Source organism: Phyllobacterium sp. 628 (assembly GCF_014189505.1).
Classification (GTDB): Bacteria; Pseudomonadota; Alphaproteobacteria; order Rhizobiales; family Rhizobiaceae; genus Phyllobacterium.
This window is the reverse complement of sequence record NZ_CP050301.1, coordinates 1653421-1674081: the sequence shown is the minus strand read 5'-3', so window position 1 is coordinate 1674081 and position 20661 is coordinate 1653421. Positions and strand designations below refer to the sequence as shown.

The following is a 20661-nucleotide window of genomic DNA, read 5'->3' as shown; positions in this document are numbered from 1 at the left end:
GTCTCGTATGGGGAAACAATAGGCGCCAATCCCCCCGCTTCCGCTTAATGAACGCGGTTAACCGTTTGTCATCGCGGGGAATGGTTATCGAAATTCGACCATCGGTAAGGTTTCAAAAAGAGAGATAAACAAAGACTTACGGGGAGGTTCGATTTGCATCGAAACGCCTCCCCGCCTCCAATAAACGCTGGTCCTTTGGTTTGTCAGATCACCTTGCCGGGATTCATGATACCGGCAGGGTCGAAGGATGTTTTGATACGGCGCATCAGATCCAGCGCCACCGGCGACTTGGTCTCGGACAGTTCCTTGCGCTTCAGCTGACCAATGCCATGCTCAGCGGAGAAAGAACCTTTATAGGCACGGACGATGGCGTGGACGCGGGCATTGACCTCGCTCCAGCGGACAAGGAAGGCTTCCTTGTCGGCACCGACAGGCTGGGTGATATTATAATGCAGGTTGCCATCACCCATATGGCCAAAGGAAACGATGCGGGCGCCGGGGATCATCTCGAGCACAGCCGCATCGGCTTCGGCGATGAATTCCGGAATGCGCGCAACCGGCACCGATATGTCGTGTTTGATCGAGCCGCCCTCGGGTTTCTGCGCCATCGACATGGCTTCACGCATGTGCCAGAAGGATTTTTCCTGGGCTGTGCTGTCAGCAATCGTTGCGTCTTCGACAAGCCCGGCTTCAAAAGCTTCCGTGAGAATAGCTTCGATGGTCTCGCGCGCATCTTCAGCGGAACGCGACGAAGAAATATCGATCAGCACATACCATTTGTGGACACCCTGCAACGGATCGCGCACGCCTTCAGTGTGGGCAACCGAGAACTCCACGCCGACGCGCGGCATCAATTCGAAGCCCGTCAGCGCCGGACCCGCATGGCTTTGCGCCAATGCCAGCAGTTTCAACGCATCGCCAGGACTGTTCAGCCCGGCATAGGCGACGCCCTTGCCCTTGGGCAATGGAAACAGCTTCATCACAGCAGCGGTGATGACGCCGAGTGTGCCTTCCGCACCGACGAACAGATCTTTCAGATCGTAGCCCGTGTTGTCTTTCTTGACGTAGCGCAGGTCATTGAGCACCTCGCCGGTGGGCAAAACCACTTCCACACCCAGGCAAAGCTCGCGCGTATTGCCATAGGCGAGCACCGCTGTACCGCCGGCATTGGAGGATAGATTGCCGCCAATCTGGCACGAGCCTTCCGAACCCAGCGACAGCGGAAACAGACGCCCGGCCTGTTCAGCGGCTTCCTGCAGCTTTTGCAGGACGACACCGGCCTCAACGATAATGAGGTTGCCCGCGGGCTCAACCGCGCGGATCTTGTTGAGACGCGACAGGGAGAGAATAACCTGCTGGCCCGATGCATCCGGCATCTGCCCACCGACAAGCCCGGTATTGCCGCCTTGGGGCACAATGCCCGTGCCGGTTTCCGTGGCGAGTTTGAGGATGGCCTGAACTTCTTCAACTTCGGAAGGACGCAGGACCAGTGTGGTCTTGCCACCAAACTTTTCGCGCGGTTCGATCAGATAAGGCTCGATGTCATGCGGATCGCGCAGGGCATTCTTTTCGCCGACAATGGCGATGAAGCGGGCGACAAGGTCTGGCGTCAGGGTCATTTGATCTGTTCCAACTCTGCAATGGGAGGGACACGCGGCGCCGCAGCGCGGACAAGACGGTCGTTGATAGCCTCGCCCAGTCCATTGAACGGGATCGGTTCGACGGCGATGACAGCACTGCCGAGACGATCGAGGCGTTTCATATAGTCAAAGAGATTGGCGGCCGCTTCACGCAGATTGCCGGTCTCGCTGAGGTTGAGATGTGCGGCGGCTGCCTGGGCGTTGATTGCGCGGGTCGGTCCGAAGGCAAGCAGTGCCTCGCCGTGACGAACCTCGTGCACATTGAGCCGCACACCTGCAGCAGGGGCATAGTGCGAGGCGAGCATACCAGGCGCTTCGATGGCCGCGCGCTGATCCATGCGCTGCAGCTTTTGGCCAATGACAGCCTCGACGTCTTCAGCGGCAAGCCCGCCCGGACGCAACAGCAGCACCGCATCGCCATCCACCTTGACGATGGTCGATTCCAGACCGACCTCGGAGGGGCCTGCATCAAGAATGAGAGCAATCTTTGCACCGAGATCATCGGCAACGGCCTGTGCGCTGGTGCCGCTGATCTTGCCTGATGTATTGGCACTGGGAGCGGCCAGCGGGTGGCCGAGTGCGGCGATGATCTTGCCGGCAATGCCGCGCGGCATGCGTAGCGCCACCGTCTCAAGTCCGGCTGCGACGAGCGGATGAATGTGCGTATCGGGGCGCAGCGGCAGGACCAAGGTCAGCGGTCCCGGCCAGAACGCATCCATCAACTTGCGCGACAGGGGATCAATCAATGCATAGCGCCCGGCCATGGCGATATCCGAGACATGGCAGATCAGCGGATTGAAATGCGGCCTGCCCTTCGCTTCGAAGATACCGGCAACCGCATCGCCATTGGTGGCATCGGCGGCAAGGCCATAGACGGTTTCAGTCGGGATAGCCACGAGTTTGCCTGCAGCCAGTGTCCTGGCGGCTTGCAGGATCGATCGTTCGTCTGATGTTATCATCTCGGCCAAGGGCGCGTCTCCGGTAGGCGGTATTGCCTACACGATGCGCGGGGCCTGCTGCAAGTAGAGGCTGATGAACTCACCGTATGAGGTGATGCGTAAAATTGAATCTGTCGATGGTAAAACTTGGCAAGGTTTGGCTGATATGGATGGGCGGTCAACAAGGATCACACCCGCATGTTCCGCCGTTTGCTTGCCACAACTGCCGCCGTTCTCGTCGCTTCCTTTGCCGTTGCGCAGGCGGGAGAATCGATCAAGCTTAAGGGACCGTTCGCCCGGCCGAACTCGGTTTCCTATGTCGGCTATGACAGTTTCGATGCCAACGGCAACCCCATCTGCACGCCATGCATCGAGCAGAAGGCCAAGGAAGCAGCCAAGCTGCAAGCCTATCTGGAACGGCGGGAACGCTCGCGCCAATATATGGCCCGCCTGCAGGGCAATGGTCCGAAGCCTGACTCTCTCGTTGCCACTGCCAATGCGGCCACCCTGCCTGCTGCAAATGCAACACCGGTTGCACAAGCCCCGGCGCTGGCAAAACCGGCTACCGGATTGCTCGCCGTCGGCGCCACTCCGTTGCGCGCCAGCATGGAATAGCTGAACCAACGCAATCTTCCACCATCTTGCCTGTGTTGCCGTCTGATCCTCCGGGGATTGGTTCGGCCATGAGCGATTTCGTATCATCGCGGTTTGCCACTCTTGACCGACCTCCTTTTCAGATGTATTTAACCAATAAGTTATTTAACTAATAGGTAATACAAAGGAGGACATGATGTTGCAGCACCAGACGGTTTCCCGCGATGAATGGCTTGAGGCACGCACCACCCTGCTTGCCAAGGAAAAAGCCTTTACCAAAAGGCGCGATCAATTGAGCGCCGACCAACGCTCCCTGCCCTGGGTCAGGATCGAAAAGGAATACACGTTCGACAGTCCGTCAGGGAAAGTGACATTGGCCGATCTGTTCAATGGGCGCAGCCAGTTGTTCATCAAGCACTTCATGATGGGTCCCGGCCAAACCCAGCATTGCGTCGGATGCTCGCTCGAAGTCGATCATCTCACGGGTATTCTCGTGCACCTGCAAAATCACGACGTGTCCTATGTCGCCATCGCGCGGGCGCCCATTCAGGAGATCGAAATTCTGCGCCGCCGCATGGGTTGGCAATTCCCGTGGGTCTCGTCCTTCAACAGTGACTTCAATTACGATTTCAACGTGTCGTTCACACCGGAAGATATCGCCAAGGGCAAGACCTATTATAATTTCCGTGAGGCCGATATCGGCATGGAGGAGCTTTCCGGCGACAGTATTTTCTACAAGGAAGAAGACGGTCAGATCTACCACACCTATTCGACCTTTGGCCGCGGCGGTGAACAATTCCTCGGTATCTACCGGTTTCTCGACGTGATGCCGAAAGGCCGCAATGAAAACGGCCCGCACCACGCGCTGGGTGATTGGGTGCGCCCGCACGACATGTATGGCAAGGGCGGTACTGTCGAGGCTACCGGCCGGTTCCATCCGGAAGGCTGTGGCTGTACAGTGCACAGCAATGAAGAAGCGCTGGCCTGATCCGGATCGACGGGAGGAACGGCAATGTGCTGTGCAATTGCAATGTTGGTTATCGCAATAGCAGCCGCATGGCGGCGCGGCCTAAAAGCCATAGTCGGCTGGCAGCCCTTGGCAAAGCGGGTGGCGATTGTTGCGGCATTGGCAACACTACTGATTTCGAGTGCAACGCTGGCAGCACATCACTACGAGCATTATGCCGCAAGGGCGCAGATACATGACCGCAGCGTGCTGGCGGAAATTCTCGCGCAGCCCATCTGCACCACGCGCTCGCCGGACGCGCATGCCAGCGGGCTTGCCTCAACTGCGCAGGCACCTACAATCAGGTGAGCGCAGAAGAAGACAGGCGCGAAGTTTTCACGCCTGTCTCTTGATTACCCAGCGATTTTCGAGAAATCCGCCACGGTATTGGTGGCGGTGCGGATGCGCGCGAGCAGGGCAAGCCGATTGGCCCGAATCTCGGGATTCTCGTCATTCACCAGCACTTCTTCAAAAAATGAATCAACCGGTTCACGCAAAACGCTAAGTGCGATCATCGCACCGGAAAAGTCTTGCTTTTGAATCGCTTGCGCCGCGTCGTTCTCAGCCTGATTCACGGCCGCATACAGCTTCTTTTCCGCATCAAGCTGGAACAGCCCGGCGTCAACCGTAGCGGCAACGGCAGTGCCCTTTTTCTCTTCAGCGGCAAGAATATTGGCTGCGCGCTTGGTTCCGGCCAGAAGGTTTTTGCCGTCTTCCGCATTGAGAAAAACCACCAGCGCTTCAACCCGGCGGGCAATGAGCAGCAGGTTATCGGCACCCTCCGTCAGCACAGCATCGATGAGATCGTGACGGGCGCCGAGGTCACGCAGATGCACTTTCAGGCGTTCATGGAAGAAGCCGAGAAGATCGCGCAGAACAGGTTGGGCGTGCTGCGAAACCTCGCCGCGCACCTTCTTCTCATAACCGGAAATGGCATTGGCGACGTCTTCTTCGCCGTCAACATCACCGGAATGTTGCGCTGCCTGATGCTCTTCAAAATGCTCGATATGCTTTTCGACCGCGTCCTCACGCAACTGCGCAAAGGCAGCCTGGAAAACCGGCATAAGCTCGATCTGCCAGTCGCTCGACAGCAGCAAACGAATGACGCCGAGCGCCGCGCGGCGCAGGGCATAGGGGTCTTTGGAGCCCGTCGGTTTTTCATCGATCGCCCAGAACCCGACCAGCGTGTCGATCTTGTCGGCGAGCGCGACGGCAACCGAAACGGGATCGCCCGGCACATTGTCCGACGGCCCCTGAGGCTTGTAATGTTCCTCAAGCGCCGCCGCCACGGATGGATGCTCGTTCTGCAGCAGGGCATATTTGCGGCCCATGCCGCCCTGCAGTTCAGGGAACTCACCGACAATCTCGGTGGTCAAATCCGCCTTGGCCAAAACCGCAGCGCGAGCGGCAAGCGCCGGATCGGCACCCACAAGAGGCGCGAGATCGCGTGCCAGCGCTTTGATACGGGTCACACGTTCGCCCTGTGTGCCGAGCTTGGCATGGAATGTAACATTGAGCGCATCGAGCCGCGCCATGCGCTGGTCGAGCGGCTTCTTCAAATCAAGATCAAAGCGAATGGCGGCTGCGGCCAGTTTTTCCATATCCGGCAAATCGTGCTGATCGGTGTTCCAGAAATAGAGCGCATCGGACAGGCGAGCGCGCACAACCTTGCCATTGCCATAGGCGATTTCCTGGCCGCCATCGCTTGCAACAATGTTGGAGACGAGGATGAATTTGTTGGAAAGTTTGTCTGTCTCACCGGACCTGCGGGTTACGAAGCATTTCTGATTGGTCTTGATGGTCAGGCGGACAACTTCAGGCGGGATGGCGAGGAATTTCTCCTCGAACTCGCCCATCAGCACCACTGGCCACTCGACGAGGCCCGACACTTCTTCGAGCAGACCTTCGTCTTCGACCAGTTCCAGGCCGGAGGCAAAGGCGATGTTCTGGGCATCGGCGAGGATGATCTCCTTGCGCCGGTCGGCATCCAGAACGACCTTGGCCTTTTCCAGCTTGGCGACATAATCATCAAAGCGGCGGACGGTGATCGGCTCCCCGTCACTGAGGAAGCGGTGACCATAGGTGACATTGCCGGAACGCACGCCGCTGACTTCGAAATCGACAATAACGGGCTCTTCGGTTTCCGGGCCGAATGTGCAGACAATGGACTGAAGCGGGCGCACCCAGCGCAAGCTGCCCGCCTTGGCCGAAGCTTTGCCCCAGCGCATGGATGTCGGCCACGGAAACTCACGAATGATCTTCGGTAGCAGTTCCGCAATGATCTCTTCCGCCGCACGCCCGCGTTTGGTCAGATGTGCGACGTAAAAATCGCCCTTTTTCGGATCGGTGTGAACGTGGGCTTCGGAAATGTCATTAAGGCCTGCCGAGCGCAGAAAGCCAGCAATCGCCTGCTCCGGAGCGTTGACGCTTGGGCCCTTGCGATCTTCGTGCACGTCTTTCGAACGCGCTGTCAGGCCGCGAATATCCAATGTCAGACGGCGCGGCGTCCAATACTCGCCAGCGGCCTCATAGGTCAGCCCGGCCTCAACGAGACCATCGGTAACAAGCTTCTTCAGATCACCCGCCGCCTTGCGCTGCATGCGGGCGGGTATTTCTTCGGAACGAAGTTCAAGTAAAAGATCAGGCATAGTGGCTCCTGCCCTCAATGGGGTTCCAAATTTCGGGGGAGAAGAATTTTTTAGGCAGCATATTGTCACCCCCCACCCGCACCTTCGGTGCGACCTCCCCCATCAAAGGGGGAGGTGGCGATGCCATTGCCACGGTCACCCTCCCCTCGATGGGGAGGGTCGGACCGCAGGTCCGGGGTGGGGTGAAGGATCATCTGTTCCTGAACAATCGCATAAATCGTATCAAGCACGCTATCGAGTTCAGTGCGCACTTCATGAGTCCAGAAGCGCAGCACACGATAACCGTTCCGTGCAAGCCAAGCCGTTCTTTTGGCATCATGGCGGCGTTGCGGTTCGCGTCCATGCTGAAATCCATCCACCTCGATCACCAGCTTAAGCCGATGCGAGAGGAAATCTGCACAATAGGGACCAATGGGAGCCTGCCGTCTAAAATGCGAACCGGCCAATGGAATACGCCAAAGATGACGCCAAAGTTTTCTCTCTTCGTCGGTCATAGCCACCCGCAACTTTCGGGCAGATGCAGTCTTGAAAAGTGAGATATCCGGCATTCCGATCGCTCACATATTATCCGGTTTGCCGTTACCGCTGCCCGCGTCAACCGGCTGATAATTCACGCCACCGGCTTCCGTCAAAAGGAAGGCCTCGCCGCATTGCTGGGCAAGATTGCGCACGCGCAGGATGTAGCTCTGCCGTTCGGTCACCGAGATCACGCCGCGCGCATCGAGCAGATTGAACGCATGCGAAGCCTTGATGCACTGGTCATAGGCGGGCAGCACCATCTTATGCATCGGACTGTTTTCGCCTTCCTTTGGCGCCCCGGCGCGTAAAAGCGCAGCGCATTCGGCTTCTGCATCTTCAAAATGCCGCAACAGGACCGCCGTGTTGGCGTGCTCGAAATTGTGCCGCGAATATTCCTGCTCGGCCTGCAGGAAGACATCGCCATAGGTGACCTTTTCGTCGCCCTCAAGACCGTTGAAATTCAGATCGTAGACATTGTCGACACCCTGCACATACATGGCAAGGCGCTCCAGACCATAGGTCAGTTCGCCCGAAACCGGTGAACATTCAATGCCGCAGACCTGCTGGAAATAGGTGAATTGCGAGACTTCCATGCCATCGCACCAGCATTCCCAGCCGAGACCCCATGCACCCAGCGTCGGGCTTGCCCAATCGTCTTCCACAAAGCGGATATCATGCAGCAGAAGATCAAGGCCAATGGCACGCAGCGAGCCAAGATAAAGCTCCTGCAGGTTGGCGGGCGATGGCTTCATAATCACCTGATACTGGTAATAATGCTGCAGGCGATTGGGGTTTTCACCATAACGGCCATCCTTGGGACGGCGCGACGGCTGCACATAGGCAGCCTTCCATGGCTTGGGACCAAGTGAGCGCAATGTCGTCGCCGGATGGAACGTACCCGCGCCGACTTCCATGTCATAGGGCTGCAGGATAACGCAACCGTGCTGTGCCCAATAATGATGGAGCGTCAGGATGAGACCCTGGAAAGAACGGGTCGGGTGCATATGATCGGGCAGTGGGACGGTCACAGGACAGGCCTTTTTGACGAACGGGAATGGAGTGCACGTCCTAAAACGTGGCGTGTAGCCGGTCAAGCGAAAGGAAGACGCAGCGGATGCTTTCGCAAACGCTGAAGGTAGGACCGGCGGGGAGCGGCGGATAGTCCACCACTCCCTCGGGAGAAACGATCAGCCCTTGTTGCCGGGTACTGGCGCTGGCGCTGGTTCAGGCGCAGGTGCGACGGGCGGCTTGGGATCTTCAGTGCCATTCTTGGCAACGCCCGGCTGTTTTTCGTCGGGAAGGCCGTTTTTCAGCTTGTCCTCGATCTTGACCAGATCTTCCGGTTCCGGCTTGGAATCGCGGGCGTGGCTCCACTGGAATGTTGCTTCCAGCTTGCGGCCCACACGCCAATAGGCATCGCCCAAATGATCGTTGATCGTCGGGTCCTGCGGCAGCAGCTTGATCGCCAGTTCGAGCTGTGTAACGGCATCGGCGTAGTTGCCCAGCCGGTAATAAGCCCAGCCGAGAGAGTCGACGATGTAGCCATCCTGCGGACGCGAAGCGACGGCCTTCTTGATCAGATCCAGACCCTGTTCCAGCTTCATGTTCATGTCGATCCACATATAGCCGAGATAGTTCTGCACCTGGGGCTGATCGGGATAAAGTTCGAGAGCCTTGGTGAAATTCGGCTCCGCCTTGTCCCATTGCTTCAGCCGCTCATAGGAGATGCCGCGCTGATAGAAGAGCATCCAGTCGTTCCGAACCGGCGTCTTGATTGAGGCAACGGCCTTGTCATAGGTCTCGGCTGCCTTGGCGAAATTCTTGTCCTGCGCATAAATGCTGCCGATGGCAAGGTACGTGCGCAAGTCATCCGGATTGGCTGCAAGCAGGCCATCCAGATGCGCGATTGCCTCGTCATGCTTCTTGAGAATAGCGAGATTGATGGCAATCTGCATCTCAGCATCGCGGCTATAGGCGGAATCGGCGGGAATGCGCTTGAAGTAGTCGACAGCCTTTTCCGGCTGTTCAAGCTTGGCGCTGATATCGCCGATCTGGAACAGGGTCGCGTCATGTTCGGGACGCAATGGCAAGGCCATCTGCAGGTAAAGCTTGGAAAAAGCTTCGGCGCCGCTACGGTTGATGGCTGTTGCGAGCGTATAAAGCACTTCGGCTGCGCCCTGCTGCGGGGTCTGTACCAGCGGCTTCACGCTTTTGGCTGCCGAGAGCTGCTTGCCGAATTCAGCCAGCACCATACGGCCCGAAAGCACTTCCGACGCGTCCTTGATCAATGTTTCTGCACCGGCCTTGTCGCCATTGCGCATTTTAAACGAGGCATAGGCTTCGACCAGACGTTCGTAAGTATCGGGCGCAGCGGCAAGGCTTGGGCGGTCCTCAAGCGCGCTCTGGTAGAACGCAGCCGCCTTGTCCTTCTGGCCAGCCATATCGGCGATAAGCGCTGAGTTGTAAATCTTGAACAGCGCGAAACCATCCGGTCCCTTCAGCTTGCTGATCATTGCAATGGCGTCATTGGGCTTGCCAGCGCCGGCCTTGGCCCAGGCGGAGATCAAACCGGTGATCATTTTGTCGAGATCAGACTGCAGCGATAGCATCATCAGGTTTTCAACCTTCTGATACTGCTTCTTGTTCATCGCATCGATGCCAAGAGCCAGACGCGAGAAACGCTCGATCTCGGGAACGGATTTCAATTCCTCGGCGATTGGAAGCGCTTCCTTGAACTGACCATCGGTCAAAAGTACGAGGAGAAGGCTCTGGCGCAGCTCCGCATTCTTAGGATCATAGGCCAGCGCCTGCCGGTAATAGGAAATGGCGCCGTCGAAATCGTTGCTGCGCTCGGCGGTGCGCGCGGACAGGAAGGCTCCGGACAGGGTTCCGGCATTGGGGACAGCTTCTTTCCCGGTGGCGGCGGAGACGGGAATGACGCCCACAGCCAAGGCAGCAGCAAGTGTTGCGCCCATAACGGAGCTGAGCAATTTACTGCGCTGCATATCCAAAATCCCTCTTCATTGTCGTCATACTGAAATGATCACCCGAATCCTCAGGAAAAGCATGGCCTCTTTTCGGTCCTCTCTCAAGTTTCATTGAAAGATTTCGCGATAAAGTCCAAGCGGACTGGATGCAGCGGTCAGAATTATCAATTCACCCGGCTGATGCAGAAATCGATAACCTCCAGAAGCGCGTCCTTCTGCGGCGACTGGTCAAGCGGTGCCAGCGCATCACGGGCAATGCCGCCGAAATGCCGGGCCCGCTGGATCGTATCGCTGAGCGCCCCGTAGCGCGTCATCAATCCCTTGGCCTTTTCCAGCCCCTTGTCGTCATTGGAGCCGTTTTCCAGCGCGTCTTTCCAGAACAGACGCTCTTCCGCCGTGCCCCGGCGATAGGTGAGAATAACAGGCAGTGTGATCTTGCCTTCGCGGAAATCATCACCGGTGTTCTTGCCGAGATCCTTGGCATTGCCGCCATAATCCAGCGCATCGTCAACCAGCTGGAAGGCAAGGCCGAGATTGAGGCCGTAGGAGCGCAGCGCCTGACGATCTGTCTTCGAGGAGGAGGCAATGATCGGGCCGACTTCGGCGGCAGCTGAAAACAGCGCCGCAGTCTTGGCCTTGATCACAGATAAATATTCATCTTCGGTCGTTTCGAGATTTTTGGCGGCGGCGAGTTGCATGACTTCGCCTTCGGCAATCACCGAGGCGGAGGTGGCGAGCACATCGAGCGCTTCAAGCGAGCCGACATCCACCATCATCTTGAAAGCCTGACCGAGCAGGAAATCGCCGACGAGAACGCTGGCCTGATTGCCCCAGATCATGCGAGCCGTGCTTTTGCCACGGCGCAGATCACTTTCATCCACCACATCATCATGCAGCAGCGTTGCCGTGTGCATAAACTCGACGCTGGTGGCGAGCTTGACGTGACCATCGCCCTCATAGCCGAACATGCGGGCCGCAGCGAGGGTGATCATCGGGCGCAGGCGCTTGCCGCCGGAAGAGATCAGATGGTTCGCCACTTCGGGAATCATTTCGACGTCCGAACCGGCTTTTGACAGGATAAGCTCGTTGACACGGGCCATGTCGGCCTTGGTAAGATCGATCAGCGGTTGTACTGATCCCGTGCTGTTCTTCTTATCGTCCAGACTGACAACAACGCCCAAAACGAAACTCCTAAACTTCTCGCAGAATGCGGCGACACCTTATTTTGTGAGGGTATAACCCGCAAGCGGCGAATTGGCGCGCAAAAATGTTCGGGTTACAAATTCGTGATAGGCCTCGCCCCTATTCCTGCAACTTCATGCCCCCAAACTGGTGTGCCGTAGATAGGGCACACAGAGTAATTTTGAAAGGACCTGTCCCATGAAACTGACAAGCCGCTGCGTGATCGTTCTGGCTCTGGCAATGAACTCCACCCCGGTCCTTGCCCAGTCACCCTCTTTCGAAAAACTTGCGGAAGTCGTCGCCGGGCGGTTGCAATTTGCTGACAAGGTTGCCCTGTCCAAATGGGATTCTGGCCGCCCCGTCGAAGACAAGGAACAGGAAGCGAAGGTCATATCCGGTGCCGCCGCCCTGCCCGGCGCCGACAAGCTCGATCCGGCGCTGCTCCAGCTTTTCTTCACCAGCCAGATTGAAGCAAACAAGCTCATCCAGTATTCACTGTTGGCCGGATGGCACCGCGACGGCGGCGCGCCGAATACTCCAAGACCGGATCTGGTGAAAGAAATCCGGCCCGCCCTCAGCCAGTTGAGCGAAAAGCTTGTGCACGAACTGGACGGGGTTTCCGGCATGCGGGATGCCAAGGATTGCCCGGCTGCTCTGGCAAAGGCAGCCGGCGAAGTGGTGAGGGCGGAGAAGCTTGATGCATTGCACGCCATAGCGCTTGACCGGGCGCTGGCCGGTCTCTGCATTGTGAAAAAATAGTGAGAACCTATATAAGAATTCGCAACCGCGAACCGAAGGGGGACTTCCATGATCGAAATCGTCCGCACGAATGACCTGGTTCTCATTTCCTTTGTCGAATCATTGCTGAAAGATGCCGGTATCAGTCATTTTGTCACCGATTCGAACATGAGCATTCTGGAAGGCTCTGTCGGCGCCATCGCGCGCCGAGTCCTCGTCGATTCTGACCGGGAAGCTGAAGCCCGGCAATTGCTGAAAGATGCCTGCCTCGAGCGTGAGTTGCGTACCTGATTTATGCCGTCATCCGATACTCCCCATACGCTGGATGCATTTCATCGCGGACGTTTTCATCTGCTGCAACCAGCGCTCAAAGGCCACCGGTCGGGCGTCGATGCAATGGTGCTCGCCAGTGTGGTGCCCAATGATTTTTCCGGCCGCGTGGCTGATCTTGGAGCCGGTGCCGGGGCGGCGGGATTTGCCGTGCTTTCCCGCTGCACCAAGGCCAGTGCGGTTCTGATCGAGCGCTCCGACCTGATGGCGGATTTTGCCCGCAAATCTCTGGCGCTTCCTGAAAACAAAAGTATCGCGGAGCGCGCGGAAGTGGTGGTGGCGGACGTCACGCTGACCGGCAAGGCACGCGGCGCGGCAGGGCTTGCCGATAACAGCTTTGATTATGTCATCATGAACCCGCCCTTCAATCTACCGACTGATCGGGCCACGCCGGACCCGGTCAAGGCGGAAGCCCATGTGATGACCGATGGCATGATGGAGCAATGGATCCGTACCGCCGCCGCCATTGTCAAACCGGGAGGATCGCTCGCCATCATCGCCCGCCCAACCTCCATGGCCGAATTGCTCGAAGCCCTGCAACGACGATTTGGCGGGCTGGTGATCGTGCCTGTACAGCCAAGGCCGCAGGATGCCGCGATACGCATCATCATCCGCGGCATTCGCGGCAGCCGTGCCGGATTGACGCTGGCCCCCGCGCTGATCATGCATGGCGAGACGGGCAATGGCTTTACCGAGCGCGCCACGGCCATAAACAACGGTTTGTCGGGGCTTTTTTAGCATTTCAGGCCCGTTGCCATTGTGATTTGCCATGTATCGCCTACATGCTCAACACTGCAACAGGTGCAAGGAGAAAGCATTGGCCCGATTGATCAGAAAATTACTGCCGCGCCGCTGGCGCCCCGATTTTGTGGAGATACCGGTGGTTCGCCTGCATGGCGCCATCATGTCTGGCGGCGGTCAATTCCGGCAGAATCTTTCTCTGGCATCGACTGCTTCTGTGCTGGAAAAAGCCTTTGAAGATAAAGATTCGCCAGCGGTAGCGATCTCGATCAATTCGCCCGGCGGCTCACCGGTGCAATCGCGGCTGATCTACCGGCGTATCCGCGATCTGGCCGCCGAAAAGAACAAGAAGGTCTATGTCTTCGTCGAGGATGTCGCCGCCTCCGGCGGTTACCTGATAGCTGTTGCCGGGGATGAGATCATCGCCGACCCCTCTTCTATCGTTGGCTCGATTGGCGTGGTTTCGGCTAGTTTTGGTTTTACCGAGCTGATCAAGAAAATTGGTGTGGAACGGCGTGTCCATACGGCAGGCAAGAACAAGGCGACGCTTGATCCGTTCAAGCCGGAAAACAAGGCGGATATCGACCATCTGAAGGCATTGCAGCTGGAAATCCACGAGACTTTCATCGATCTGGTGAAAGAGCGGCGCGGTGATAAACTCACCGACAGCATCGATCTTTTCACCGGTCAGTTCTGGACCGGCGTTCGCAGCGTCGAACTCGGGCTCATTGATGGTCTCGGCGACATGCGCTCGTATCTGCAGTCGCAATATGGCCCCAAAACCAAGCTAAAGCTGATTTCACAGCCGCGCGGTCTGTTTGGCCGGAGAATTCCATCCGCCAGCACAAGGATCGAAGGCTTGAGCGCCGGTCTTGCCAGCAATTTGGCCAATGGTCTGGTGGACGCCGCCGAAGAACGGGCGCTGTGGTCGCGTTTCGGGCTTTAAGGCGGACACCCATAAATCGGCTCAGGATTTTTTGGCAAGGCCAAAACTCCGTGCTATTGATGCGGGCGAGGAATATTACCGGTAGTTGAGGTTTACGCACGATGCCACAATTGATCTTTTTGCCATTGTCGGCGCCGCCGCCTATTACGGTTACCGTTCGTTCAAAAAGGAAGCGCAACGCGTGTCACAGCGCGTGCGCGAGGCCGAGAAAGAAAAGCAGAATAGCGCGCAGGGGACCTTGGTTCAGGATCCTGAAACCGGTGAATATCGCCTGCGCAAAGATTGAGCCCCGATGCTCGCCAGTCCTGATCACACCATCAGCCTGATCGCCCCGGCCAAGGTCAACCTTGCGCTGCATGTGACCGGCAGGCGCAGCGATGGATATCATCTGCTCGACAGTCTGGTGGTTTTTGCGCGGTTTGGCGACCGGGTAACCGTGACCAAAGCCGCCAGTGATGCGTTTTCCATATCCGGTCCCTATGGTGAGGGACTGCCCGACGACGCCACAAATCTCGTGCTTAAGGCGCGCGATGCCTTGCGCCAGCACTATCCGGCGCAGGCCGCCCCTGTTGCCATCCATCTGGAAAAACATCTGCCTGTGGCCTCCGGCATCGGCGGTGGCTCCAGCGACGCGGCCACGGCGATGCGCGCACTTGCTTCATTGTGGAATATCGGAGCCAGTCTCACCGAGCTGGCAGCCATTGGTCTGCCAATGGGCGCCGATATTCCGATGTGCCTCTATGGTGAGGCGCTGATTGCGCGCGGTATCGGCGAAGAAATCGAACGGCTGGCCAGTTTTCCCAGCCTGCCCATGGTTCTTGTCAACAATGGTGTGACGATCAGCACGCCGCAGGTTTTTGCCGCACTCGCCCGGCGCGACAATCCGCCTTTGCCGGCCCTGCCCGCATTGACCAGCGTTGATGATGTTTGCAGCTATCTGGACCAGACAGCCAACCATCTGTTTAGCGCGACCCAAATGCTAGCGCCCTCGATCAATGACAGTATGCAGGCCCTGCGCGATACCAATCCGCGCCTTGTGCGCATGTCCGGCTCCGGCGGCACTTGTTTTGCAATTTACCCCAGCGACAGCGCTGCAGAGGCAGCAGCGACAGAACTGCGCAAACGCCAGCCCGACTGGTTTGTTGTCGCAAGCACCAGCAGCATCGAAGGGAACTGAACTTGGCCCGCATTGACGAAACGCGCCCCTTCGTGCCGGTTGGCATCGCCGTCCTGACCGTTTCCGATACACGGACGCTCGAAGACGACAAATCCGGCACGACACTTGCCGACCGCATCACCGCAGCGGGCCATCGCCTTGCCGCGCGCGCCATTGTCACGGATGATCGCGACAAGATACGCGGTCAGGTGCTGGCATGGACCGAAAGCCCGGAGATTGACGTTGTTATCACCACGGGCGGCACTGGCTTTACCGGCCGGGATGTGACACCCGAAGCGCTGGAACCCATTTTCGAAAAGCGCATGGACGGCTTTTCCGAAGTGTTCCACCGCATTTCCTATGACAAGATCGGCACGTCGACGATCCAGTCCCGCGCCACGGGCGGGGTGGTCAATGCGACTTTTGTCTTTGTGCTGCCCGGCTCCCCCGGCGCCTGCAAGGATGCATGGGATAATATTCTGCAGTTTCAGCTGGATTACCGGTCGATGCCGTGCAATTTCGTCGAGATCATGCCACGGCTGGACGAGCATCTGAAGCGTGGCGGAAAGAGCTGATGCAGCTTACTTCAATGCCGCCGGAATGATTTCCGCGCGCAGGCGTTTCATGGCGAGGCCCCGCGCCAGATCGACGGCATTTTTCCCTGGGCTCGACAGGGCCATCGCCTGACGCTTTGAAATCAGCAGACCATCGGCCAGCGGATTGCCCGGCGAAAAGACACGGGCAAAAAGCGGCCGCCGATGCGCGTGCGAGCGGGTGAAGCAGGCCGGGCCCTGCATGCGCTCCACATGTACCGCCATTGCTTCGATCCAGCCATCCACCAGACGTGCGCCGGGCTCCAGAAACAGAGATCCAGTCACTGCGTGCACGGCGCAACCCGTCGATCAATGTCTGGTCCTGCAGGAAAATACAACCGGCCGCGTCGGCCACCCGATGGGTCTGGTCCATCGAGCCGCGATCGACAATGATCACATCGCTGAGCAACCCCTCGACAGCTCCGCCAACCAGTCCGCCGAGCGTTCTGGCCAAGGGTTCATCCGCATTGCGGGTTTCAATCAGAACCGAGATCATCAATTCCAGTTATAGTATTATGATTGAAATTTCCATCACCCTTTTTATGTAAATTGTTCTTGCTTTGTTCTCATAACTTGCTAGGAATACATTCATGTTGCGATAGCGACGAGCGACTCAGCTCCCCTCCCAAGGAGAATGCCGATGAACATCATGGTGCAAGCGGACAAGGCGGCTTTCGGGCAAGGCCGGACGGAGCATGCCAATGCTGTTGTCGAGGAAGCCGGCCTGCGGATTAATCACGAGCGCCGCCGCGGACGTGGCGCGGGCATGAACCCATCCGGCCGGTTTGAGCCCGAAACCCGACATGTTTTTGACGATGGCTGGGAGACGCTTGAAGATTTGCCGGCGTTCAAAACCGAAGTGCAGATCGAGAAGCCGCGCACGATCATCACGCGCAACGATTCCCCCGATGTCGGGTTTGACCGATCGATCAACCCCTATCGCGGCTGCGAACATGGCTGCATCTACTGCTTTGCCCGGCCCACACATAGCTATATGGGGTTTTCCGCTGGCCTCGACTTTGAGTCGAAACTGTTTGCCAAGCCGGATGCAGCCAAGATGCTCGACCGGGAATTGTCCAAGCCGGGTTATACGGCAAAATCCATCGCGATTGGCACCAATACAGACCCGTATCAGCCGATCGAGAAGAAATGGCGCATCATGCGCGAGATCCTGCAGGTGCTGGAGGAGCACCAGCATCCGGTTAGTATCGTGACCAAATCAGCGCTTATCCTGCGGGATCAGGATATTCTGGCGCGCATGGCGGAAAAGGGTCTCGTCAAGGTTTTCCTGTCAGTGACGTCGCTGGATGGCAAGCTGGCACGGACGATGGAGCCACGCGCCTCGACACCGACGCGCCGGTTGCAGGCCCTGCGCAGCCTTTCCGATGCCGGCATACCGACAGGGTCTTTGGTGGCCCCGATCATTCCCGGTCTCAATGATCATGAGATCGAGCGCATTCTCGACAGCGTCTATGCCATGGGCGCGCGCCAGGCTGGCTATGTGCTGCTTCGCCTGCCGCTGGAAGTAAGCCCTATTTTCAAGGAATGGCTGCTGCGCAACTATCCCGACCGCTACCGGCATGTGCTGTCACTGATACGCTCCATGCGCGGCGGCAAAGACTATGACGCGGAATGGGGCAAGCGCATGCGCGGCGAAGGTCCCTATGCCTGGCAGATCGAGCGGCGTTTCGAGATTGCCGCCAAACGCATCGGCCTCAATCTGGCCAGACAGCGACTGCGCACGGACCTGTTTGTGCCAACACCCAAGAGCGAGCAATTGTCGTTGTTTTAAGCGGCAACGGCTCGGTCATCCCCTTCCGTCAGGCGACCCCCATCCCCCTGACGGACGCTCTGATGCTCGCCCCATCGCATCAGGGCCTTGCAGAGAATCAGAACGAATGCGAGTCTGCCCCGCAACATGGCTCGATCGCGTTCTGATTCTCTGCTTCTTCCTCTCGACCCTGGCAAACCGGATTTTGCCACGGAGCGGCGGCTTTTGCGCGACGGCGTGCCGTTTGTCGTCGGGATTGATGAGGCAGGACGCGGGCCGCTGGCAGGACCTGTTGTGGCTGCAGCTGTTATTCTCGACCCGAAGAAAATCCCCGACGGGCTTGATGATTCCAAACGCCTGACCGCCAAACGGCGCGAGGAGCTGTTCGATATTATTCTGGCTACCGCGCTCGCATCCGGCATTGCCAGTGTGTCAGCGCCATCCATCGACGCCAGCGATATTCTGAAGGCCGCTCTCGAGGCCATGCGGCGTGCCACCTGCGGCCTTGCGGTTCTGCCGGGCCATGCACTCATTGACGGACGCGATGTGCCACGCGGCCTTCCCTGCCCCGGCACGGCCATGATCAAGGGCGACCAGCGATCGGTCTCGATTGCCGCTGCATCCATTCTTGCCAAAGTCAGCCGCGACCGCATGATGGCGCAGGCTGGCCGCTGTTACCCTCTCTATGGGCTGGAAACGCATGCGGGCTACGGAACCGAATTCCACCGCAACGCCATGGAAACCCACGGGCCGGTTGTTGGCCTGCACCGCTTCAGTTTTGCCCCTTTGAAGAATCGGGAAGTGGTGGGTTAAACAACACATCTGATCCCCGTTTGCTGGAACGATATTTTCTGCTGCAAAACCAGAGTGCGTGGTTCGCCCTTCGGTAAACTCAGGAATCTCACCATGAGGGGTGGATGTTGCTCCCTCTTCGTCATGATAAAACACCCCTTTCTGCGATCCTAGGGCACCTCTTTTTCCGTCATCCTCGGGCTTGACCCGAGGACCCAAGGCAAAGGAGCACAAACCTATCCACACACATGATGTGGTCCAGCAGAGAAATGAAGTAAATTTAGGCTTAGTTTAGCTCAGCAATCTGGAATACATTCAGCGAGCTGAAACTATGGTACTCCTTTGCCGTGGGTCCTCGGGTCAAGCCCGAGGATGACGGAAAAAGAAGTGCCCCGGGCTCCCTGTGCTTTATGATGCCAGAAAGGGATCAACCAGCACTTTCCCTCATGGTGAGCTTCCTGAGCTTGCCGAAGGGCGAACCACGCACGATCGTTCTGCAATCATTCTCCATTCCGAATGGGATTAGGAGAGCCACCATAGACCTAAAAGAAAAAGCCGCCTTGCGGCGGCTTCATCCAATTCAATTTTTGCCAAAATCAGTTCAGGCGCGATTTTACTTCGCTCAGCGACGACTTGAACAGGTCGGACGAAACCTTCGTGTCAACCTTATCCTTCAAAAGACGGCTTGCAGCGGCGACAGCGATATCCACAGCAGAAGCGCGGACTTCGTTGACAGCCTCGGTCTCGGCCTGGGCGATCTTCTGCTCGGCAAGCTTGTTGCGGCGGGCAACATATTCTTCGGTCTTCTGCTTGGTTTCCTCAAGGATGGCATGGGCTTCGCGCTGCGCGGCGGCAACGATCTCGCCAGCTTCCTTTTCGGCTTCCTTGCGCTTGCGCTGATATTCGGCCAGCAGGGACTGTGCTTCTTCACGCAGGCGGCGGGCTTCTTCCAGCTCATCCCGGATACGGTCGGCACGGCCGTCAAGCGACTTGCCAACAGTGCCCGGAACCTTCAGATATACCAACAGCGCCAGGAAAATAACCAGACCAACCAGGGCCCAAAATGTTGCGTCCATAATGGTTCTCCTTAGCCGCGAACAGCTTTGACCGCAGCGGAAACGCTTGCCTTGTCGACAGTTCCACCGATGATCTTCTTGACGATTTCAGTCGCGGTTTCCTCGGCAATAGCGCCGACACCAGCCATGGCTTTGTCCTTGATGGAGGCAATGCTCGCTTCGGCTTCAGCCAGCTTCTTTTCAGGGCTGCGGAGATCTCCGCAGTTTCAGCATCGGCCTTTGCCTTGGATTCGTCACGGGCGGTCTGAGCGATACTGCCGGCCTTTTGCTGGGCTTCGGCCAGTTCCTGCTCATAGGCGGCAAGCGCCTCATCCGATTCCTGCTTCATGCGGGCAGCCTGATCAAGATCGGTGGCGATACGATCGCGGCGCGTCTCGATGATGCCGCCGATACGCGGCAGAACCACGCGCGACAGGAACAGGTAGAAAAATGCGAATGTCAGCGCCAGCCAGAGCAGCTGTGAAGCAAAGTGGCTGGAATCAAAGGGCGGGAAAACACCTTTGTGCGCCACACCCGTTTCGGAGTGGGTCGCGGTAGCGTGAGCATCAGGCGCGGCACCCGGTGCAGCCGTTTCGGCATGCGCAGGCGTCTCGGTCTGAGCGGTTGTGGATGCGGCTTGAGCCGAAGACACAAACATATGTTGTCCCCTTGGTTCGGGCATTTCCCGATCTGCTGACTATAAATGTTATACTGGCCGCGCAAAGCGCAGCCAGTATGAAGTTGTCTGCTGATTAAACAGCGAACAGAAGCAGAAGAGCGATGAGCAGCGAGAAGATGCCCAGAGCTTCAGTAACGGCGAAGCCGAATACCAGACGGCCGAACTGGCCATCAGCTGCGGATGGATTGCGCAATGCACCGGAGAGGTAGCTGCCGAAAATGTTGCCAAGGCCGAGGGCCGTTCCGGCCATACCAAAACAAGCGAGACCTGCACCGATGTACTTTGCTGCTACGGGATCCATGTTAAACTCCTTTGGATAGAATAGGTTATTGGTAGATTACGTTTG

General features: G+C 57.7%; 21 protein-coding genes and 2 pseudogenes. 12 read left to right on the top strand and 11 right to left on the bottom strand.

Annotated elements, in window-relative coordinates; all coding sequences use genetic code 11:
• Positions 1 to 203 precede the first annotated feature (203 nt).
• Both HB779_RS09790 and HB779_RS09785 read right to left on the bottom strand, forming a co-directional pair.
• Entirely contained in the window at positions 204 to 1619 is a 1416-nt protein-coding gene (locus tag HB779_RS09790; protein ID WP_188345515.1) for an FAD-binding oxidoreductase, read from the bottom strand.
• Positions 1616 to 2599, bottom strand: a complete 984-nt coding sequence (locus tag HB779_RS09785; protein WP_188345857.1) for an L-threonylcarbamoyladenylate synthase — start codon at positions 2597 to 2599, stop codon at positions 1616 to 1618. The genes HB779_RS09790 and HB779_RS09785 overlap by 4 nt, the downstream gene beginning before the upstream one ends.
• A 177-nt stretch (positions 2600 to 2776) precedes the next feature.
• On the opposite strand from HB779_RS09785, the gene HB779_RS09780 reads away from it, so the two are divergent.
• The 3 genes from HB779_RS09780 (at position 2777) to HB779_RS09770 (ending at position 4487) form a co-directional block, all read left to right on the top strand.
• Positions 2777 to 3193, top strand: coding sequence for a hypothetical protein (locus tag HB779_RS09780; RefSeq protein WP_188345514.1), 417 nt, complete (start codon positions 2777 to 2779; stop codon positions 3191 to 3193).
• Positions 3194 to 3371: 178 nt separating this feature from the next.
• On the top strand, positions 3372 to 4160 hold the full coding sequence (locus HB779_RS09775; RefSeq protein ID WP_210302627.1) for a thioredoxin family protein: 789 nt from the start codon (positions 3372 to 3374) through the stop codon (positions 4158 to 4160).
• 42 nt (positions 4161 to 4202) lie between these two features.
• On the top strand, positions 4203 to 4487 hold the full coding sequence (locus HB779_RS09770; protein ID WP_188345512.1) for a hypothetical protein: 285 nt from the start codon (positions 4203 to 4205) through the stop codon (positions 4485 to 4487).
• 44 nt (positions 4488 to 4531) lie between these two features.
• Here the strand turns inward: HB779_RS09770 and glyS are convergent, their stop codons facing one another.
• The 5 genes from glyS to HB779_RS09745 all read right to left on the bottom strand — a co-directional run bounded on the left by glyS (position 4532) and on the right by HB779_RS09745 (position 11513).
• Positions 4532 to 6826: a glycine--tRNA ligase subunit beta gene (gene glyS, locus HB779_RS09765; protein WP_188345511.1), complete on the bottom strand. Its 2295-nt coding sequence runs from the start codon at positions 6824 to 6826 to the stop codon at positions 4532 to 4534.
• Positions 6827 to 6891: 65 nt separating this feature from the next.
• A complete protein-coding gene (locus HB779_RS09760; RefSeq protein WP_188345510.1) occupies positions 6892 to 7374 on the bottom strand; it encodes an endonuclease domain-containing protein in 483 nt (160 codons plus the stop codon).
• Positions 7375 to 7383: 9 nt separating this feature from the next.
• Complete coding sequence (locus tag HB779_RS09755; RefSeq protein WP_188345856.1) at positions 7384 to 8349, bottom strand: glycine--tRNA ligase subunit alpha; 966 nt, start codon at positions 8347 to 8349, stop codon at positions 7384 to 7386.
• 183 nt (positions 8350 to 8532) lie between these two features.
• Positions 8533 to 10350 (bottom strand): tetratricopeptide repeat protein, encoded by a 1818-nt coding sequence (locus tag HB779_RS09750; RefSeq protein ID WP_188345509.1) that lies wholly within the window; start codon positions 10348 to 10350, stop codon positions 8533 to 8535.
• Positions 10351 to 10496: 146 nt separating this feature from the next.
• Complete coding sequence (locus HB779_RS09745; RefSeq protein ID WP_188345508.1) at positions 10497 to 11513, bottom strand: polyprenyl synthetase family protein; 1017 nt, start codon at positions 11511 to 11513, stop codon at positions 10497 to 10499.
• Between the two features lie 199 nt (positions 11514 to 11712).
• On the opposite strand from HB779_RS09745, the gene HB779_RS09740 reads away from it, so the two are divergent.
• The 7 genes and pseudogenes from HB779_RS09740 to moaB all read left to right on the top strand — a co-directional run bounded on the left by HB779_RS09740 (position 11713) and on the right by moaB (position 16000).
• Positions 11713 to 12273: a chorismate mutase gene (locus tag HB779_RS09740; RefSeq protein ID WP_188345507.1), complete on the top strand. Its 561-nt coding sequence runs from the start codon at positions 11713 to 11715 to the stop codon at positions 12271 to 12273.
• Positions 12274 to 12321: 48 nt separating this feature from the next.
• Complete coding sequence (locus HB779_RS09735) at positions 12322 to 12543, top strand: DUF2007 domain-containing protein (RefSeq protein WP_188345506.1); 222 nt, start codon at positions 12322 to 12324, stop codon at positions 12541 to 12543.
• Positions 12544 to 12546: 3 nt separating this feature from the next.
• Positions 12547 to 13320 (top strand): tRNA1(Val) (adenine(37)-N6)-methyltransferase, encoded by a 774-nt coding sequence (locus HB779_RS09730; protein WP_188345505.1) that lies wholly within the window; start codon positions 12547 to 12549, stop codon positions 13318 to 13320.
• A 79-nt stretch (positions 13321 to 13399) separates the two neighbouring features.
• Positions 13400 to 14269: a S49 family peptidase gene (locus tag HB779_RS09725; RefSeq protein ID WP_188345504.1), complete on the top strand. Its 870-nt coding sequence runs from the start codon at positions 13400 to 13402 to the stop codon at positions 14267 to 14269.
• Positions 14270 to 14370: 101 nt separating this feature from the next.
• Positions 14371 to 14555: pseudogene (locus HB779_RS09720) on the top strand (hypothetical protein).
• Between the two features lie 6 nt (positions 14556 to 14561).
• Positions 14562 to 15446: a 4-(cytidine 5'-diphospho)-2-C-methyl-D-erythritol kinase gene (locus HB779_RS09715; protein WP_188345503.1), complete on the top strand. Its 885-nt coding sequence runs from the start codon at positions 14562 to 14564 to the stop codon at positions 15444 to 15446.
• Between the two features lie 2 nt (positions 15447 to 15448).
• Positions 15449 to 16000, top strand: a complete 552-nt coding sequence (gene moaB / locus HB779_RS09710) for a molybdenum cofactor biosynthesis protein B (RefSeq protein WP_188345502.1) — start codon at positions 15449 to 15451, stop codon at positions 15998 to 16000.
• Between the two features lie 6 nt (positions 16001 to 16006).
• On the opposite strand, the gene HB779_RS25720 is transcribed toward moaB, so the two are convergent.
• The gene (locus HB779_RS25720) at positions 16007 to 16312 is read right to left on the bottom strand and encodes a hypothetical protein (RefSeq protein WP_371823902.1); all 306 of its coding nucleotides are present in this window, start codon (positions 16310 to 16312) and stop codon (positions 16007 to 16009) included.
• Between the two features lie 346 nt (positions 16313 to 16658).
• Here HB779_RS25720 and HB779_RS09700 point away from each other — a divergent pair, with 346 nt between their 5' ends.
• Both HB779_RS09700 and HB779_RS09695 read left to right on the top strand, forming a co-directional pair.
• On the top strand, positions 16659 to 17810 hold the full coding sequence (locus HB779_RS09700) for a PA0069 family radical SAM protein (RefSeq protein WP_188345501.1): 1152 nt from the start codon (positions 16659 to 16661) through the stop codon (positions 17808 to 17810).
• A 126-nt stretch (positions 17811 to 17936) separates the two neighbouring features.
• The gene (locus tag HB779_RS09695; RefSeq protein ID WP_188345500.1) at positions 17937 to 18602 is read left to right on the top strand and encodes a ribonuclease HII; all 666 of its coding nucleotides are present in this window, start codon (positions 17937 to 17939) and stop codon (positions 18600 to 18602) included.
• 575 nt (positions 18603 to 19177) lie between these two features.
• On the opposite strand, the gene HB779_RS09690 is transcribed toward HB779_RS09695, so the two are convergent.
• From HB779_RS09690 to HB779_RS09680, 3 genes and pseudogenes are all read right to left on the bottom strand, one after another.
• Complete coding sequence (locus tag HB779_RS09690) at positions 19178 to 19657, bottom strand: F0F1 ATP synthase subunit B (RefSeq protein ID WP_188345499.1); 480 nt, start codon at positions 19655 to 19657, stop codon at positions 19178 to 19180.
• Between the two features lie 11 nt (positions 19658 to 19668).
• A pseudogene (locus tag HB779_RS09685) lies at positions 19669 to 20294 on the bottom strand (F0F1 ATP synthase subunit B).
• Positions 20295 to 20388: 94 nt separating this feature from the next.
• Positions 20389 to 20616, bottom strand: coding sequence for a F0F1 ATP synthase subunit C (locus tag HB779_RS09680; protein WP_008125314.1), 228 nt, complete (start codon positions 20614 to 20616; stop codon positions 20389 to 20391).
• Positions 20617 to 20661: the final 45 nt, after the last annotated feature.